Origin of the sequence: Shinella fusca (genome assembly GCF_014203155.1) — a bacterium.
Taxonomy (GTDB): Bacteria; Pseudomonadota; Alphaproteobacteria; order Rhizobiales; family Rhizobiaceae; genus Shinella; species Shinella fusca.
Genome location: NZ_JACHIK010000006.1, coordinates 62,611 through 77,995 on the forward strand (window position 1 = coordinate 62,611; position 15,385 = coordinate 77,995).

The following is a 15,385-nucleotide window of genomic DNA, read 5'->3' on the forward strand; positions in this document are numbered from 1 at the left end:
AAGCGGCAATGGCCCGCCGTTAGCGGGTCATCGAGACGAGGGAGAAATGCGCGCCCTGCGGATCGAGGCAATTGACGATCCAGGCGCCGCCGGGCACCTCCATCGGCCCCATCAGGACCCTCCCGCCGCCGTCCGTGACGCGCGCCGTCGCCGCATCGAGGCCGTTCACGACGAAGTAGTAACCCCAGAAGGGCGGGGCGGGGATGCTGGCCGGCTTCGTCATCATGCCGCCGAAGGCAAGCCCGCCGCTTGCGCCGAAGGTCTGGTAGATGCCCATGCCGCCTTCCGACATGTCGACGGCCTTGTCCTTCGTCCAGCCGAAGGTCTTCTCGTAGAAGGCCCAGTCGGTGTCGAGGTCGCCGGCCATCAGTTCGTTCCAGCCGACATGGCCGGGCGTCATCATCTCCGGCAAGGGGGCGCCTTCGCTGTCGGTGGTAAAGAGCGAGAAGACCGCCCCGTGCGGATCGGCGACGACGGCGAAGCGGCCGATGCCGGGAATGTCCTGCGGCGGGCGATGCACCTTTCCGCCATTGGCGGCGATCTCCTTCGCCGTCTTCTCGATATCGTCGGTGAAGACATAGCCGAACCACATCGGCGGCATGCCCTCGGCTTCCTCCGGCATGCCCATCATGCCGGCGACCTGCATGTCTGCGGCATAGGCGAGGGTGTAGTTCATGCCCTCCATGCCGGAATCGCGCGTCGTCCAGCCGATGACGGAGGCGTAGAAGCGTTCGGCGGCCGGCACGTCCGTCGTCATCAGCTCGTACCAGCAGAATTTTCCGTAGTCCTTGTGCATGCGGTCGTTCCTTCTTCCGGGAGAGTGGGTCAGTCGCAGCAGGAATGCGTCTTCGGTGCGTCCTCGTATTCGTCCTTGCGCTTGACGAAGCTGAGCGTGCCGGTCTCGTTGCGGCCCTTCGGCGCGCGGTCGAGGACCATCAGGGTTCCGAGAAGCTCCTCGCCGCCGCGGGCATAGTCGGAATAGGTATGGTAGACGGTGCCGTCCTCGTCCTTGAAGAAGGCGCTGAGGCCCGGCAGCTCGTCATGCGCTTCGGCCGAGGGCGTCTCGCGGTAATTATACAGGACCTTGCCGCTCGCCAGCTCCTCCTTCGTGAAGGAGACATGGTAGTCGAAATTGAAATCGCTGCCGTGGGAGGAGACCCAGGGGAATTTCCAGCCCATGCGCCTGCGATAGGCCATGAGCTTTTCCAGCGGTGCGCGGGAAACGGCGATCATCGTCACGTCGTGATGGTTGAGATGCGGCAGCATGCCGTCGATATGGTCGGCCAGGAACGAGCAGCCCGGGCAGCCGGCCTCCCAGTCGGGGCCGTACATGAAGTGATAGACGACAAGCTGGCTGCGGCCGTCGAAAAGGTCCGCAAGGCTCTTTTGCCCCTCGGGCGTGTTGAAGGTGTAGGCCTTGTCGACCTTGACCCAGGGCAGGGCGAGGCGTTCGGCGCGCACCTTGTCGCGCAGCTTCGTCTCCTCCTTCTCCAGCGTCAGCAGCGCCTTGCGCGCCGCCAGCCATTCCTTGCGGGATACGATCTCGTGGTCCGGTCTCATGCTCGGAACTCCTCTTTCGCGGGCTTTCGACGTATGGGTTGATATCAACATTTATGATTGATGTCAAAGCGGGTTGGGGAAGGGTTTCTCGTGAAGACCCCTCTCCAACCCCTCCCCACAAGGGGGAGGGACTTAACCCGCGGCACACTCGGCGTTCAAAAATCGAGGGAAAAGGGTGCTGCCAGCCTTTCTCCGCCCTTGTGGGGGAGATGCCGGCAGGCAGAGAGGGTCTTCATAGCAATACCCTGCACTTGGAGGGATTGGTGCACCGTGCCGGTCGCTGCCCTTATTCCGGCAGGATGCGCACGGCGCCCTTGTCGGCGCTGGCGGCGAAGGCGGCGTAGGCCTTCAGCGCCGTCGTGACGTTGCGCTTGCGCGGGGCGGCCGGCTTCCAGCCGAGCTTGTCCTGCTCGGCGCGGCGGGCGGCGAGCTCGGCGTCGGAGACCGCAAGGTTGATCGTGCGGTTCGGGATGTCGATCTCGATGATGTCGCCCTGGCGCACGAGGCCGATGGCGCCGCCCTGCGCGGCTTCCGGCGAGGCGTGGCCGATGGAAAGGCCGGACGTGCCGCCGGAGAAGCGGCCGTCGGTGATGAGCGCGCAGGCCTTGCCGAGGCCCTTCGACTTCAGGTAGCTCGTCGGATAGAGCATTTCCTGCATGCCGGGGCCGCCCTTCGGGCCTTCGTAGCGGATGACGACGACGTCGCCGGCCTTCACCTCGCCGCCGAGGATACCCTTGACGGCTGCGTCCTGGCTTTCGAAGACGACGGCGGGGCCGGAGAACTTCAGGATCGATTCATCGACGCCGGCCGTCTTCACGATGCAGCCGTCGAGGGCGACGTTGCCGGAGAGGACCGCAAGGCCGCCGTCCTTGGAGAAGGGATGCTCGACGGAGCGGATGACGCCGTTCTCGCCGTCGATGTCGAGGTCGTCCCAGCGCGCTTCCTGGCTGAAGGCGACCTGGGTGGGGATGCCGCCCGGCGCGGCGCGGAAGAAGGTGCGCACCGTTTCCGAATTCGTGCGGGAGATGTCCCAGCGGTCGATGGCATCGCCCAGTGTCTCGGCATGCACGGTCGGCGTGTCACGGTGGAGAAGGCCGCCGCGGTCGAGCTCGCCGAGGATGCGCATGATGCCGCCGGCGCGGTGGACGTCCTCCATGTGAACGTCCGCCTTGGCGGGGGCCACCTTGGACAGGCACGGCACCTTGCGCGACAGGCGGTCGATGTCCTCCAGGGTGAAGTCGACGCCGCCTTCATAGGCGGCGGCCAGGATGTGCAGCACCGTGTTGGTCGAGCCGCCCATGGCGATGTCGAGCGACATGGCGTTTTCGAAGGCGCGCTTGTTGGCGATGGTGCGCGGCAGCACGCTGTCGTCGTTCTGCTCGTAGTAGCGGCGGGCGAGGTCGACGATGAGGTGGCCGGCCTCGACGAAGAGGCGCTTGCGGTCGGCGTGGGTGGCAAGCGTCGAGCCGTTGCCGGGCAGCGACAGGCCGAGGGCCTCGGTCAGACAGTTCATCGAATTGGCGGTGAACATGCCCGAGCACGAGCCGCAGGTCGGGCAGGCGGAGCGCTCGATGGCCTTGACGTCGTCGTCGGACATCTTGTCGTCGGCGGCGGCGACCATGGCGTCGACGAGGTCGAGCGCATGGGTCTTGCCGTGGAGGACGACCTTGCCGGCTTCCATCGGGCCGCCGGAGACGAAGACGGCGGGGATGTTGAGGCGCATGGCGGCGTTCAGCATGCCGGGCGTGATCTTGTCGCAGTTGGAGATGCAGACCATGGCGTCGGCGCAGTGCGCGTTGACCATGTACTCGACCGAATCGGCGATGATCTCGCGGCTCGGCAGCGAATAGAGCATGCCGTCATGGCCCATGGCGATGCCGTCGTCGACGGCGATCGTGTTGAATTCCTTGGCGACGCCGCCGGCAGCCTCGATCTCGCGCGCGACGAGCTGGCCGAGGTCCTTGAGGTGGACGTGGCCGGGCACGAACTGGGTGAAGGAGTTCACCACGGCGATGATCGGCTTTCCGAAGTCCGTGTCCTTCATGCCGGTCGCGCGCCACAGGCCGCGGGCACCGGCCATGTTGCGGCCGTGGGTGGTGGTTCGGGAGCGATATGCGGGCATGGTCAATTCCTCGAGTGGACGCGGCTGCATATGGGCGCTTCGTGGCCGTCTTGCGAGCCTCAGCAGAGGTTCCCTAACGCAAAACGCCCCGCGCGTCACGAAAGGAATGGAGATTTTTTGCCGCCGCGGCGCAATTTCCTTGCCGGCGCGGCCCGCGGACATGACCGTTGTCGGCAGGGTGCATTCGTGCCATGGTCCGCGCCATGATGGATATGGAGCCGGTTCAGGAAGAGGTGGGCGCGGGGCCGGACAAGAGCCCGCTCTACCTGCGCATCCGCGACGTGCTGGCCGAGTCGATCTCGGCCGGGCGCCTGCCGCGGGGCGCCCTGCTGCTCGAAGGGCCGGTCGCGGCCCTTTTCGCCTCCACGCGCACCCCCGTGCGGCAGGCCTTCGCGCTCCTGGAGGCGGCCGGGGCGATCCGGCGGTTCGACGGGCGCGGCTTCCTGGTGGGGCAGGGGCGGAGCGGGCCGAAGCGCGTGATGCTGACTTCGGAGATGCTCGGCCTCGACGACGAGGCGCCGGCCTTGCGCAAGGCGCCCGCCTGGGAGGGGATCTACGAGAGCCTGGAACGGGAGATGGTGCATCTTTCCGCCTTCGGCCGTCACCGCATCAACGAGGTGGAGCTGGCGCGCGCCCGCGGCGTCGGCCGACAGGTCGCGCGCGACGCGCTGACGCGGCTCGAAGCCCTCGGCGTCGTCGAGAAGGACGAGCGGATGCGCTGGATGCTCGTTCCGCTCGACGAGGCCCGCATGCGGCACCTCCACGATATCCGCGTGGCGCTGGAGCCGGTCGCGCTGGTGCAGGCCGCACCCTTCATCCCGCCCGCCGCGCGCCGGGCGATGACGGAGCGGCTGGAGGAGGCGCTTGCCCTCTATCCCGACCTCTCGGTCGCGGCGATGGACGTGCTGGAGACGGACCTGCACGTCACTTGTCTCGGCTATTGCCCGAACCGGGAGCTGCTGATCGCGCTGAGGCGCGCCCGCTTCATGCTGAACGTCAGCAAGCATGTCATCGGCGTCTCGCATCGCCTGCCGTCCGACGAGCCCTTCATCGCCGAGCATCTGGCGGTCTTCCGGGCGCTGGACGTGGACGACAGCGGGCGGGCGGCCGAGACGCTGCGCCACCATATCCTTGTATCCCTGCCCAAGATCATCGGGCGTGTCGGCGAAATCAGGCAGGCGCACCGGCCGGAGACGCCGGCCTATGCGGTGCCGGTCGCTCATTGAGGAGATTAGCATGAAGGTCAGACGCATCGTCGCGAATATCGAAACGGCCGATCCGGCCGCCGTCGCCCGGTTCTATGAGGAGGTGCTGGGGCTGACCTCGCTGATGGATCACGGCTGGATCGCCACCTATGGCAGCGAAGGCACCATGCCGCTCCAGGTGAGCTTCGCCTCCGAGGGCGGTTCCGGCACGCCGGTGCCGGGGCTCTCCATCGAGGTGGACGACGTGGAGGCGGTCCATGCGGCGGCCGTCAAGGGCGGCTATCCGGTCGAATACGGGCCGGCGGACGAGCCCTGGGGCGTGCGGCGCTTTTTCGTGCGCGACCCGGCGGGCACGCTCGTCAACATCCTCATGCACACACGCTGACCGCCTCGGTCCGGCCGCGCTTTCCGGCAAGGATTTATGTGCATCCGCAGAGGGCAGGGCATAGCCTTCGCCATCAATTTGTCATATAATTCGATATCTTTTGTATGATGAATTGAGCGGCGGAGGCGACATGGCGGAAAAGGCGAAGAGGCAGGCGCAACGGCCGTCGTCGCGCCGTCCGCGCGTGCGCCACAACGTGACGGCCGCCATCGGTGCGGATATCTGCGGCGGGCGCTTTCCGCCGGGCGCCGTGCTGCCGCGCGAAAGCGATCTCTGCGCGACCTACAGTGTCAGCCGCACCGTCATCCGCGAATCGCTGAAGGTGCTGGAGACCAAGGGCCTCGTGCGCGGCCGGCCGCGGGTCGGCACGCTCGTCTGCGACCGTTCGGAATGGAACGTGCTCGACGCGCAGATCCTCGAATGGATGGGACCGGACGTGCTCTCGGCCGAACTGCTCGGCTCGATCCTCGAGGCGCGCCGCACGGTGGAGCCGGCCGCGGCCTTCCTTGCCGCCTCCCGCGCGAGCGCGCAGGAGATCGCCGACCTCGAGCGGGCCTGCGACGAGATGGGCGCGGCGGGAGGCGATCTCGAAGCCTTCACCATCGCCGATACGCGCTTCCACGAGACTTTGCTGAAGGCGAGCCACAACAAGGTCTTCCACCAGCTCTCCTCGATCATCCACGCCGCCCTTTCCCATGCGCTGCACGCCTCCAACCGCGCGTCGGAAAAGCGCGAGGAGGCGCTGGGCGTGCACCGGGACCTGGTCGATGCGCTGCGCCTGCGCGATGCCGCGCGGGCCGAGGCCTGCTCACGCCGCATCCTCGACCTTGCCGCGCGCGACCTCTCCGGCCTGATGGGCAGGGCCGACTGACCGATTCCGCGGGGCGCAAGGCCCGCGAGCCAAGACAAACCGAGGGATGAAATTCCATGAAGATCACGAAGCTGACGACCTATATCGTGCCGCCGCGGTGGCTGTTCCTGAAGATCGAGACGGACGAGGGTATCGTCGGCTGGGGCGAGCCGGTGGTGGAAGGCCGCGCGCTGACGGTGGAAGCGGCGGTGCAGGAACTCGCCGACTATCTCGTCGGCAAGGACCCGCTGCTGATCGAGGACCATTGGCAGGTCATGTACCGCGCCGGCTTCTATCGCGGCGGGGCGATCCACATGTCGGCGCTCGCCGGCATCGACCAGGCGCTCTGGGACATCAAGGGCAAGGCCTACGGCCAGCCAATTCATGCGCTGCTCGGCGGCCAGGTGCGCGACCGGATCAAGGTCTATTCCTGGATTGGCGGCGACCGGCCCTCGGACGTCGCCAGCAATGCCCGCGAGGTCGTCGCCCGCGGCTTCAAGGCGATCAAGCTCAACGGCTGCGAGGAAATGCAGATCGTCGATAGCTGGGAGAAAGTGGACAAGGCGGTCGCGACCATCGCGACGATCCGCGAGGCCGTCGGCCCCCATATCGGCATCGGCGTCGATTTCCACGGCCGCGTGCACCGGCCGATGGCGAAGGTGCTGGCCAAGGAACTCGAACAGTTCAAGCTGATGTTCATCGAGGAGCCGGTGCTTTCGGAGAACCGCGAGGCGCTGAAGGAGATCGCCAACCATTGCTCGACGCCGATCGCCCTCGGCGAGCGGCTCTATTCGCGCTGGGACTTCAAGTCCGTGCTGGCGGACGGCTATGTCGATATCCTCCAGCCCGACCTTTCCCATGCCGGCGGCATCACGGAATGCCGCAAGATCGCGGCGATGGCCGAGGCCTACGATGTGGCGCTGGCGCCCCATTGCCCGCTCGGCCCCATCGCGCTTGCCGCCTGCCTGCAGGTCGATGCCGTCTCCTACAATGCCTTCATCCAGGAGCAGAGCCTCGGCATCCACTACAACACGGGCAACGACATCCTCGACTACATCTCCAACAAGGAAGTGTTCCACTATGCGGACGGCTTCGTGTCGATCCCGCAGGGGCCTGGCCTCGGCGTGGAGGTGGACGAGGCCTATGTCGTCGAGCGGGCGAAGGAAGGCCATCGCTGGCGCAATCCCGTCTGGCGCCATGAGGACGGCAGCGTCGCCGAGTGGTGATCCTCTCCGTCCCTGAAAGGCGGCGGGCTTTTTCATGCCCGCTGCCAGTGGACGCGGATGGCGGCGTTTCCTATGTGTTACGAGCACACCACAAGGAGAGGACCATGCGCCCCATTTCCGGTTTCATCGTCGCTGCGCTCACGCTTCTGGCGCTCGCCGGTTGCAGTACCACGGCTGCCGACAACACGACCTATGCCCGCCCGCCGGTTTCCGACGGCGGCATGCGGGTTCCGCTGAACTAACGGGTTTATTCCCCGCAAACAGAAAGCCGGCCCGCGGTGAACGGGCCGGCTTTTGTCTTTCTGGCGTCAGGCCGTTAGTGGCTGTCGGCCATGCGGGCCGCTTCGATGGCGGACGTCTGTTCGAACTTCGCGCCGTTGAAGAAGGCATTGAGGACGATCGCGGCGATCGAGGTGAGCACGATGCCCGATTCGATGACCGGGTGGATGGCGTGGGGCATCCACATCAGGTAGTTCGGCGCCAGCAGCGGGATGAGGCCGAAGCCGACGGAGACGGCGACCACGAACAGGTTGTTGCGCGAGGTCTTGAAATCCACCGTGGTGAGGATGCGCACGCCCGTCGCGGCGACCATGCCGAACATGACGAGGCCCGCGCCGCCGAGCACGAAGGTCGGCACGGCTTCCACCAGGGCGCCCATCTTGGGGATGAGGCCGAGGACGATCATGATGACGCCGGCGGCGACGCACACGTAACGGCTCTTCACCCCCGTGACGCCGACGAGGCCGACGTTCTGCGAGAAGCTCGTATAGGGGAAGGTGTTGAAGAGGCCGCCGATCATCGTGCCGATGCCGTCGACGCGCAGTCCCGCCGTCAGGTGCTGCTGCTCGATCTTCTTGCCGGTGATCTCGCCCAGCGCCAGGAACATGCCGGTCGATTCGATCATGACGACGATCATCACCAGCGTCATCGTGGCGATGAGGACCGGGTTGAAGATCGGCATGCCGAAGCGCAGCGGCGTGACGACGGCGAACCAGCCGGCATCGCCCACGCGGTCGAAATGCATCATGCCGAGGGCGGCCGCGACGATGCAGCCGATGATGACCCCGCTGAGCACGGCGATGTTGGCGATGAGGCCGCGGCCGAAGCGGGCGATCAGCAGGATCGAGATCAGGACGAGGGCCGAGAGCGCGATGTGGCTCGGTTCGGCGTAGATCGGGTTGGAGAGCGTCGGGGCGATGGCGAAGCCGTCAGGAACGGCCGGGCCGCCGGTTTCGGCGAGCTTCTTGATCTGGTTCAGCCATTCGATGTGGCTGGGGTCGATCAGCTTGGGTGCCGTCGGGCCGAAGGGGTTGCCGAAGGTCCAGTTGATGCCCACGCGCATCAGCGACACGCCGATGATGAGGATGATCGTGCCTGTCACGACCGGCGGGAAGAACCGCAGGAGCCGCCCCATGACGGGGGCGAGCAGCAGCGAGACGAAGCCCGCGCCTATGATGGCGCCGAAGATCATGCGGGCGCCCTCCGGTCCCGGCGAAAGCGTCGCCATGGAAACCATCGGGCCGACCGAGGCGAAGGTCACGCCCATCATGACGGGCATGCGGATGCCGATATGGCGGGTGATGCCGAGCGACTGGATGATGGTCACGAGGCCGCAGACGAAAAGGTCGGCGGAGATCAGGAAGGCCACGTCCTGGGGGCTGAGCTGCAGCGCCCGGCCGACGATCAGCGGCACGGCGACCGCGCCGCCATACATGACGAGTACGTGTTGTATCCCGAGCGTCGCGAGCCTGCCGACAGGCAGTTTCTCGTCCACCGGGCTTATAAGGGATGCGTCGCTCATGGATACTCCTCCTATCGCACGACTGCTTCAACCCGTCCTCCAACGGGGTGCGCCATCTTTTGTAGAGGGGTGTGTGGCCGCAAGTATAGCCTGAAGATAAACACTTTACGGTTTAGCGGGGTAATCGGGCGCCGGGTTTGCGGCCTGCCGGGCGCTTTCCGCCCGATTTACACGGAATTTCATCCGCTTGACGCCGGTTTCCGGCGTGAGGCCCGCTTCGGAGCCATGCGCATCAGACAGCAAAACACACCCCGCCGTCAACTATTTCCTTGGCGGCATATGTGTATTTCCCGGCACCGGCCCGGGGGAGCCTTTTCCGCGGGGGAAAGCCCCAAAAACAAAAGGCCTTCCGGTTTCCCGAAAGGCCTTTGGAATTCGAATGGTGGGCGTGACAGGGATTGAACCTGTGACCCCTACGATGTCAACGTAGTGCTCTCCCGCTGAGCTACACGCCCATCCGATGCGGCGCATAGACCACAAAACCGGAGGCGGCGTCAATAGGGTTTTCGAACCTTTTTTCGCGCGCCGATTTTGCGGTCTTTTCCATGCCTTAGGCGGCCAGCATCTTGTTGACCTCTTCCACCAGGTCGCGCAGGTGGAAGGGCTTGGAAAGCACCTTGGCATCCTTCGGAGCCTTGGAGTCCGGGTTGAGCGCGACGGCCGCAAAACCCGTGATGAACATGACCTTGAGGTCGGGGTCGAGCTCGGTGGCGCGGCGCGCCAGTTCGATGCCGTCCATCTCCGGCATGACGATATCGGTGAGGAGGAGGGAGAAGGGTTCTTCGCGAAGACGGTCGTATGCGCTGGCGCCGTTGTCGTAGGAGAGCACCTGGTAGCCCGCCTTTTCGAGCGCCTTCACCAGAAAGCGGCGCATGTCGTTGTCGTCTTCTGCGAGGAGAATCTTGGGAGTCATGGAATTGGCAAACCGTTCTGGAAGTTGTCTGCCCGCGGACGGGCGGTTGTGGTATGAAGAGCCTAAGCCGGTAAATATCCGGTGAATGGGGCAGGGCGAAGCCTCATCCCCTCTTTCTCAGTATGGACATGCCGGAAGGGCGCTGGCAACATGGCGGCGCAAGGAAATTCAGGCATGGTAAAGGACGGCGATGGCGGAGGCTTTCAGCGAAAACAGCCACTTCGAAGTGCTGGAGCCGGTTTCGCAGAGCGTGCCCCTCGTCTTCAATTCGCCCCATAGCGGGCGGCTTTATCCACAGGGCTTCCTCGAGCGGTCGCGCCTCGACGCGCTCGGCATCCGCCGCTCGGAAGATCACTATGTCGACGAGCTCTTCTCGGTCGCCCCGGCGCTCGGCGCGCCGATGCTGATCGCGCATTTCCCGCGCGCCTGGCTCGACGTCAACCGCGAGCCCTACGAGCTCGATCCGCGCATGTTCGACGGCGCCCTGCCGTCCTATGCCAACATCAACTCCATTCGCGTCGCCGGCGGGCTCGGCACGGTGCCGCGCGTCGTTGCCGAGAACATGGAGATCTACCGCCACCGGCTTCCGGTGGAGGAGGCGCTGGAGCGGGTGGAGACGGTCTACAAGCCCTATCACGCGTGCCTACGCCGGCTGATCGTGCGCACCCACGTCGCCTTCGGCTTCGCCGTGCTCATCGACTGCCACTCCATGCCGGGCAATATCCGCGTATCGGGAACGGCGATGCGGCCCGACTTCATCATCGGCGACCGCTACGGGACGAGCGCATCCGGCGAGCTTTCGCGCCTTGCCATGCGGCTTCTGGAGGACATGGGCTTTTCCGTCGTGCGCAACAAGCCCTACGCGGGCGGCTTCATCACCGAGCATTACGGCCGGCCGGCCAAGGGGCTGCACGCCCTGCAGATCGAGGTGAACCGCGGCCTCTATGTCGACGAGGCGACGCTGGTCAAGAAACCGGACTTCGCGGTGCTGCAGACGGCGATCTCCGCCTTCCTCGAGAACTTCTCCGACCATGTCGAGGAATATGCCGCCGATCGGGCGCTCGCCGCCGAATAAGCCCTTTCTCCCTGTCAAAAAAAACCGCGCACGGGGCGCGGTCAAGTCTAGGGAGGAAACACCCAATGAGGGCATTACAGTCACCAAGGACTGCGATAAAGACGGTAATGTTGCGGCGCACAAATGTCAAGTGCAGGTGCGAAGAGGGCGGGTGCCCCACGCGATGGCCATGGCGTCAATCCGGTTCCGTTTTCCCCGGCGATGCAGTAAGGAGAATGGTCGCAATTCCCTCCGGGAGATTCCATGCAGCCTGATCGCGCCTTTTTCGACCTCCTTGCCGATGCGGCGAGGAAGGAAACCCTGCCGCGCTTTCGCGTCGGCGCCGACGTCGTCAACAAGGAGGCGGGCGGCTTCGATCCGGTGACGGAGGGGGACCGCGCGGCGGAGATCGCCATCCGCGCGGTGATCGAGCAGCATTTCCCCGATCACGGCATCCTCGGCGAGGAGCACGGCTCGGTCGGCCTCGACCGCGAATATGTCTGGGTCATCGACCCGATCGACGGCACGCGCGCCTTCATTTCCGGCGTCCCGGTCTGGGGTACGCTGATCGGGCTCTACCGCAACGGCGAGGCCGTCATGGGCCTGATCGACCAGCCCTTCACGGGCGAGCGCTATTTCGCCGACGGCACGGTCTCCCGCTATTCGGGCCCGGACGGCAGCAAGGTCCTTTCGGCGCGCCCCTGCGAAAGCCTTTCGGACGCGATCCTCTTCACCACCTCGCCGCATCTCTTCGTCGACGGCCGCAAGGCGCGCTTCGAGGCGGTGCAGGAGAAGGTGCGGCTCTTCCGCTACGGCTGCGACTGCTACGCCTATGCGCTGCTCGCCGCCGGCCATATCGACCTCGTCGTCGAATGCGGCCTGAAACCCTATGACGTGGGCGGGCTTATCCCGGTCATCGAGCAGGCGGGCGGCATCATCACCACCTGGGACGGCGGCCCGGCGGAAAACGGCGGCGAGATCATCGCCGCCGGCAGCCGCAAGGTCTACGATGCGGCGATGGCGATCCTCAACGCGTAAGGCAATCCTTACCTTCAGGCGCCGAGGCTGGTGTCGTCGGCGTCGCTGCCCGGAATGAAGGCGTCGATGGCCGCGAGCGCCTGCGCGCGGAAGCGGTCGGCCTCCTGGAACAGCTCGTGGCGCGCGCCGTCGATCTCGATGAGGCGGGCGGCGCGGAAGATGCGCGCGAGGTCGCCCACCGCCTTGCGCGGCACGAGGGGATCGGCCGTCGGGCAGAGCAGCAGCGTGGGGATGCGGATGCGCGTCAGGTGATCCTGGTGCGTGACGCGCGCCATGGCCCGCAGCGTCTCGTTCAGCCAGCGGGCCGTGGGCCAGCCGATAGAAAGCTCGGGGTGCTCGGCATAGATGGCGGCGTTGCGGGCAAAGCGCCGCGCATCCGAGGTCACGACATTGTCCGCAAAGCCGAGCGGCGGATCGCCCTTGCGGAAGGTCCGCTTGCCGAAGCCCGTCAGCGAGGCGAGGTGGGCGATGATGCCGATCTGGCGCTGGCTCATCGATTGGCCGCCGAGCGCGACGAAGGGCGAGGCGAGCACCATGCGCTCGATGCGGTTTTCGAGCTGAGGCGCCTGCGAGAGGGCGACGAGCGCCCCGGTCGAATGGGCGACGATGAAGAAGGGCAGGCGGGCATCCGGCAGCACGATCTGCTCGAGGAACAGCGAAAGATCCGCCTCGTAGTCGGCGAAGCGGTCGACATGGCCGGCGCGGCTGCCGGAAACGAACCGGCCGGAGCCGGCCTGGCCGCGCCAGTCGAAGGTGGCGACCCAGAGGCCCCGGGCCGTCAGGTCCCCGATCGTCTCGTAATATTTCTCGATGCACTCGCTGCGGCCCTGCAGCAGCACGACCGTGCCCTTGGCCTCGCGCGCCTTCGAGCGGAAGACGGCATAGCGGATCTTCACGCCGCCGCGGCCCTCGAAGAAGCCGGCAAGATGATTCTCTGGAACGGGATTGTCGGCGGTGGCGTAGAGGATGGGGTCCATCGACGGGTCTCGAACGGGCGACATGCCTTCGATGGATAGGCGACCGCCCGCGGGGCGTCAAAGAAAAAAGCCGGATGCATGTGGCACGGGGGTGGCGGCACATGCATTCCGGCGTAATTTGACCGGAGCGGAAGGGACGTTGCACCCCGGTCGTCGAAAGTTTTCGCTTCCGATGCTGCCGTTCTAGCAGGGCCAAGCTGAACGCTATCCGAAGCGCATGTTCATCCGCCGTTCATGTCGGAAAATCGCGGGCCGGAGCCTCTTGAATCGCCGCAAAACCGTTCCCATCTCATCGTCACGGGCGCCGAAAGGGTCCGTCGGCTGCCGTCGCCATATGGGGCGGAGGCCGGATGAACCGGGCCGCACCTTCGGAAATCGGGGCGGCCTTATGAAAGATCGCAACCGTTGCTCTGAAGGAGGACACCATGCGTCACGTCGATTTCTCCCCCCTCTACCGTTCCACCGTCGGTTTCGACCGTCTCTTCACCATGCTCGATAGCCTCGGCCAGCCTGACCAGGCCCAGACCTATCCGCCCTACAACATCGAGCGCACCGGCGAAAACACCTACCGCATCACCATGGCGGTGGCCGGCTTCGACGAAAGCGAACTGTCGATCGAGGCGCGCGAACACGCGCTGACGGTCAAGGGCGAGAAGAAGGACGAAACGGCCGAGGACGGCCAGTATCTCTATCGCGGCATTGCCAAGCGCGCCTTCGAGCGCCGCTTCCAGCTCGCCGATCATGTGGAAGTGCGCGCCGCTTCGCTGAAGAACGGCCTTCTCCACATCGATCTCCTGCGCGAGATCCCGGAAGCCATGAAGCCGCGCCGCATCGAGATCGCCGCCATCGGCTCCGAGCCGAAGCAGATCGAAGCCCAGAGCGAATAAGCCCGGCTTCGACCGGAATGAAGAGGGCGGTGCCGCAGGGCACCGCCTTTTTTATTGTGAGCCTTACCCGCCCGCTGCGGGGGAGAGGACGTTCTTTCTCAAAGCCCCGTGAGGAAAGCGTCCACGTCCGCTTCAGACGTCGCGAAGCTGGTGACGAGACGAACGAGCGTTTCGTTCTCGGCCATGCGCGCCTTCACCTGCGGGCCGGCGGGCCAGGGGTAGAAGACGGCGCCCTTTTCCTTCAGGGCCTTCATCGCGTCGTTGTCGATGATGGCGAAGAGCTCGTTCGAGCCGGTCGGCCAGGCAAGGCGCGCCTTGCCGGATGCGGCAAAGCCGGCCGCAAGCCGCGCGGCCATGGCGTTGGAGTGGCGGGCGAGGTCGAGCCAGAGGCCATCCCGGAAATAGGCGTCGAACTGGGCGGAGATGAAGCGTGACTTGGAGAAGAGCTGCGCCGAGCGCTTGCGCAGGAAGCGCATCTGGTCGGCCTTGCCGGGATCGAAGAGCACCAGCGCCTCGGCACACCAGCAGCCGTTCTTCGTGCCGCCGAAGGAGAGGAGGTCGACGCCGCTCTTCCACGTCATTTCCGCGGGCGTCGCGCCGAGATGGACGAGCGCGTTGGCAAAGCGGGCGCCGTCCATGTGCAGGGGCAGGCTCGCCTCCTTCGCGACGGCGGAAAGGGCGGCGATCTCCTCGACCGTATAGCTGGTGCCGGCTTCCGTCGCCTGGGTGATGGAGACGGCCATCGGCTGGCCGCCATGCACGAAATCCGGCGGGAAGCGGCCGATGGCGGCGGCAAGGGCATCGGGCTGCAGCTTGCCGGCGGGCCCGTCGATCGGCACGAGCTTTGCGCCGGCCGCGAAGAATTCCGGCGCATTGCACTCGTCGACGTTCACATGCGCCTCGCGGTGGCAGAAGACCTGCCCGCCCGGACGGTTGACGCTGGCAAGCGCCAGCGAATTGGCCGCCGTGCCGGTGCCGACGAAGAAGACGGCGACGTCGCGCTCGAAGATCTCGCAGAAGGTGTTTTCCACACGCTTGTCGAGGTCGCTCGTGCCGTAGGCCGAGGCGAAGCCGCCGGCGGCCTCGACGAGGCTTCTTGCGATGTCGGGATGGGCGCCTGCCCAGTTGTCGGAAGCGAAAAACATGGGATTTCCAATGCGAATGAGGGCTCCGGCAGGACCATAATGAAGAAACGGGAACGATCAATTGCCGGATTTGGCCTGCCGGCCGTTTTACGTCGGAATGAAAGGAACGGAAACAAAGTGCCGGAAGCTCGTAATTTAATTTCAAGCCATTCGTGGCGCGGGCAATTTTTCTTCATGAGGTGGTGATTATTTGGCATGATGGCCTTGCAGGGTGGGGGGCTT

The 15,385-nt window shown here is 65.5% G+C and carries 15 protein-coding genes and 1 tRNA gene; 8 read left to right on the forward strand and 8 right to left on the reverse strand.

The genetic code is table 11. The annotated features are described in order from the left end of the window. Positions 1 to 19 precede the first annotated feature (19 nt). From HNQ66_RS10740 to ilvD, 3 genes are all read right to left on the reverse strand, one after another. On the reverse strand, positions 20 to 796 hold the full coding sequence (locus HNQ66_RS10740; RefSeq protein WP_184143964.1) for a VOC family protein: 777 nt from the start codon (positions 794 to 796) through the stop codon (positions 20 to 22). 29 nt (positions 797 to 825) lie between these two features. After that, positions 826 to 1,560 (reverse strand): DUF899 domain-containing protein, encoded by a 735-nt coding sequence (locus HNQ66_RS10745; protein WP_184143966.1) that lies wholly within the window; start codon positions 1,558 to 1,560, stop codon positions 826 to 828. 286 nt (positions 1,561 to 1,846) lie between these two features. Beyond that, complete coding sequence (ilvD, locus tag HNQ66_RS10750; RefSeq protein WP_184143968.1) at positions 1,847 to 3,682, reverse strand: dihydroxy-acid dehydratase; 1,836 nt, start codon at positions 3,680 to 3,682, stop codon at positions 1,847 to 1,849. Between the two features lie 191 nt (positions 3,683 to 3,873). Between ilvD and HNQ66_RS10755 the strand changes: the two genes are divergently transcribed. From HNQ66_RS10755 to HNQ66_RS10775, 5 genes are all read left to right on the forward strand, one after another. Further along, the gene (locus tag HNQ66_RS10755; RefSeq protein ID WP_184143970.1) at positions 3,874 to 4,908 is read left to right on the forward strand and encodes a GntR family transcriptional regulator; all 1,035 of its coding nucleotides are present in this window, start codon (positions 3,874 to 3,876) and stop codon (positions 4,906 to 4,908) included. A gap of 10 nt (positions 4,909 to 4,918) precedes the next feature. Beyond that, entirely contained in the window at positions 4,919 to 5,272 is a 354-nt protein-coding gene (locus tag HNQ66_RS10760; RefSeq protein WP_184143972.1) for a VOC family protein, read from the forward strand. Between the two features lie 130 nt (positions 5,273 to 5,402). Beyond that, positions 5,403 to 6,143 (forward strand): FadR/GntR family transcriptional regulator, encoded by a 741-nt coding sequence (locus HNQ66_RS10765; RefSeq protein WP_184143974.1) that lies wholly within the window; start codon positions 5,403 to 5,405, stop codon positions 6,141 to 6,143. 56 nt (positions 6,144 to 6,199) lie between these two features. Further along, a complete protein-coding gene (gene dgoD, locus HNQ66_RS10770) occupies positions 6,200 to 7,348 on the forward strand; it encodes a galactonate dehydratase (protein ID WP_184143976.1) in 1,149 nt (382 codons plus the stop codon). Positions 7,349 to 7,452: 104 nt separating this feature from the next. Continuing rightward, positions 7,453 to 7,590, forward strand: a complete 138-nt coding sequence (locus HNQ66_RS10775; RefSeq protein ID WP_184143978.1) for a hypothetical protein — start codon at positions 7,453 to 7,455, stop codon at positions 7,588 to 7,590. Between the two features lie 74 nt (positions 7,591 to 7,664). Here HNQ66_RS10775 and HNQ66_RS10780 read toward each other — a convergent pair whose 3' ends face one another. The 3 genes from HNQ66_RS10780 to cpdR1 all read right to left on the reverse strand — a co-directional run bounded on the left by HNQ66_RS10780 (position 7,665) and on the right by cpdR1 (position 10,062). Beyond that, positions 7,665 to 9,149 (reverse strand): nucleobase:cation symporter-2 family protein, encoded by a 1,485-nt coding sequence (locus tag HNQ66_RS10780; RefSeq protein WP_184143980.1) that lies wholly within the window; start codon positions 9,147 to 9,149, stop codon positions 7,665 to 7,667. Positions 9,150 to 9,529: 380 nt separating this feature from the next. Further along, positions 9,530 to 9,604: transfer RNA gene (locus HNQ66_RS10785), tRNA-Val, on the reverse strand. Positions 9,605 to 9,699: 95 nt separating this feature from the next. After that, positions 9,700 to 10,062, reverse strand: a complete 363-nt coding sequence (gene cpdR1 / locus HNQ66_RS10790) for a response regulator CpdR1 (protein ID WP_023512679.1) — start codon at positions 10,060 to 10,062, stop codon at positions 9,700 to 9,702. A 190-nt stretch (positions 10,063 to 10,252) separates the two neighbouring features. Here cpdR1 and HNQ66_RS10795 point away from each other — a divergent pair, with 190 nt between their 5' ends. Together HNQ66_RS10795 and hisN are read left to right on the forward strand one after the other, a co-directional pair. Beyond that, complete coding sequence (locus HNQ66_RS10795) at positions 10,253 to 11,137, forward strand: N-formylglutamate amidohydrolase (protein WP_184143983.1); 885 nt, start codon at positions 10,253 to 10,255, stop codon at positions 11,135 to 11,137. Between the two features lie 243 nt (positions 11,138 to 11,380). Continuing rightward, positions 11,381 to 12,154 (forward strand): histidinol-phosphatase, encoded by a 774-nt coding sequence (gene hisN, locus HNQ66_RS10800; RefSeq protein ID WP_184143985.1) that lies wholly within the window; start codon positions 11,381 to 11,383, stop codon positions 12,152 to 12,154. A 14-nt stretch (positions 12,155 to 12,168) separates the two neighbouring features. Here the strand turns inward: hisN and HNQ66_RS10805 are convergent, their stop codons facing one another. After that, on the reverse strand, positions 12,169 to 13,131 hold the full coding sequence (locus HNQ66_RS10805) for an alpha/beta fold hydrolase (RefSeq protein WP_184143987.1): 963 nt from the start codon (positions 13,129 to 13,131) through the stop codon (positions 12,169 to 12,171). A gap of 425 nt (positions 13,132 to 13,556) precedes the next feature. Here HNQ66_RS10805 and HNQ66_RS10810 point away from each other — a divergent pair, with 425 nt between their 5' ends. Beyond that, positions 13,557 to 14,018 (forward strand): Hsp20 family protein, encoded by a 462-nt coding sequence (locus HNQ66_RS10810; protein ID WP_184143989.1) that lies wholly within the window; start codon positions 13,557 to 13,559, stop codon positions 14,016 to 14,018. 98 nt (positions 14,019 to 14,116) lie between these two features. On the opposite strand, the gene HNQ66_RS10815 is transcribed toward HNQ66_RS10810, so the two are convergent. Continuing rightward, on the reverse strand, positions 14,117 to 15,163 hold the full coding sequence (locus HNQ66_RS10815) for a threonine aldolase family protein (protein ID WP_184143991.1): 1,047 nt from the start codon (positions 15,161 to 15,163) through the stop codon (positions 14,117 to 14,119). Positions 15,164 to 15,385 lie beyond the last annotated feature (222 nt).